Here is a 1,842-nt window from a genome sequence, read left to right as displayed (position 1 = left end):
GGGGCTGTCTCAAAAGCCCTAAAAATAAAGCCTGATGAGGAGTTTTGAAACTTCTCATCAGGTTTTTATTTTTGTTTCTACTATTTTGGTCTTGCGAGCGACTGTCTACCATCGCTCGCTTCCTCATATTATGTGCTAGGGCAATTAATCCTAGCTCTATATATACTTTTTCTTTGCCTCGAAGGTGGAGCCTTCGAAAGCCAAGATTTTGTTTGATATGACCAAATACGCTCTCCACATCGATTTTTCTTTTTTGGTAGAGCGTTCGGCCTTCTTCACTATTTAACTTTTGATTTTGTTTCGCTTTCAATTCTTCGTAAACTGGATTGTAGTGAATCTGGCGATTCCCTTTTGCTTTTGTACAATCAGCTTTAAATGGACAACCCTCACAAGACTCACATTCATAAATTTTAAAGTCACGAGTATATCCGTACTTATCTGTCTTTTTACTATAACGTTTGAAAACAACCTTTCGTTGGTTGGGGCACCAGTAGAAATCATCCTTCTCAACATAATTCCAATTATGAGGATGGTACACTTTCTTTGAAAAGGATGCCTTTTGTTCTTGTCGAAACGTGTTATAGGGGATCAGTGTTTCGAATGATTCTTCTTCCATTGCGACATAATTTGATTCACTACCGTAACCAGCATCGGCAATTAATGTATCTGGCAATGGGACCCCACTTACTTTTAGAGCTCCAACATGCGGTTCAAGACATCGTGTGTCAGTTGGGTTGTGGTGAAGTGTATGAAAAAGAATAAATTGATTTTGAGTTCCAACTTGCCAATTGAAACCAGCTTTTAGTTGCCCATTGTTCATATGGTCATCTTTCATACGCATAAACGTTGCGTCATGATCAATTTTTGAATAACTATTGCGCTCGCCAAAGAGCCCAAAAGCTTCCTCATATTTTAAAAGACGAGGAAGGTAATCGGTTGTTACTTTTCGATGTAGCTTTTGGAGAGGCTTTGATTCTCTTTTTTTAATTTTCTTTTCTTCTCTACTTTGAGTATTTTCGATTTCTGCTTCTTTTTTCTGTAATTCCTCTTCAATGGATTGAACAACCATTTGAAGAGCCTCACTAGAAATACGTGGCTTTTCAAACGTGGCATCTTCTTGTTTGATCTGAGCTGTATCGACTTCAATCTGTTCTTGGATAGCTTGAAGCATCTCTTCAATTTTAATTTGAAGTTTTTCCTCATAGTTAATGATGCTCTTTTTCCAAACAAAGGAATACTTATTGGCATTGGCCTCAATTTTAGTTCCGTCCAGAAAATAAGACTTCCCGTCTACATAGCCCTCTTCAATGAGTAGACAAGTTAGCTCTGAAAACACGGTTTCAATTAACGGCTTTAACCGTTCAGAGCGGAAACGGTTAATTGTTCGAAAATCGGGAGTTTGTTGAGCCGCAATCCACATCATTGGGAGATTTTCTTGTAGGGCCTTCGCGATTTCTCGGCAGGAAAACATCTTCTGCGTATACGCGTAAAGTATAATTTTGGTCATCATTTTCGGATGATAAGCAGGTCGACCACCACCTTTATAAGCTTCGAAGAAAAGATCATCATTTAAGGAATTGACCATGTCGTTTACCACACGAACGACGTGGTTGTCTGGAATTAAATCGGAGAAATCCATAGGAAGAACTAATTGATTCATGTTATACTGTTGGAAAGTAGCTGTATGGTTACTCAAAAAAATCGCCTCTTTCATTTAATTTGTTTAGTTGTGGTGACTTCATTTTAAACGATTGGGCGATTTTTTTGTGTACTTTTTTAAATTAATTATGGAAAAAGGGCTGCCCATAAAGGTCATTTAATATGACCTTTTGGGACAGCCCC

At 38.1% G+C, this 1,842-nt stretch carries 1 protein-coding gene; it reads right to left on the bottom strand.

Translation table 11 applies throughout. The annotated features are described in order from the left end of the window. On the bottom strand, window positions 1–1,696 hold a 1,696-nt coding region (locus tag ACERJO_RS20915), incomplete at its 3' end, for an IS1182 family transposase (RefSeq protein WP_373648775.1). Window positions 1,697–1,842 lie beyond the last annotated feature (146 nt).

It is taken from the genome of Halalkalibacter sp. AB-rgal2 (assembly GCF_041821005.1).
Taxonomy (GTDB): Bacteria; Bacillota; Bacilli; order Bacillales; family Bacillaceae_D; genus Halalkalibacter.
This window is presented reverse-complemented; position numbering and strand designations above follow the sequence as displayed.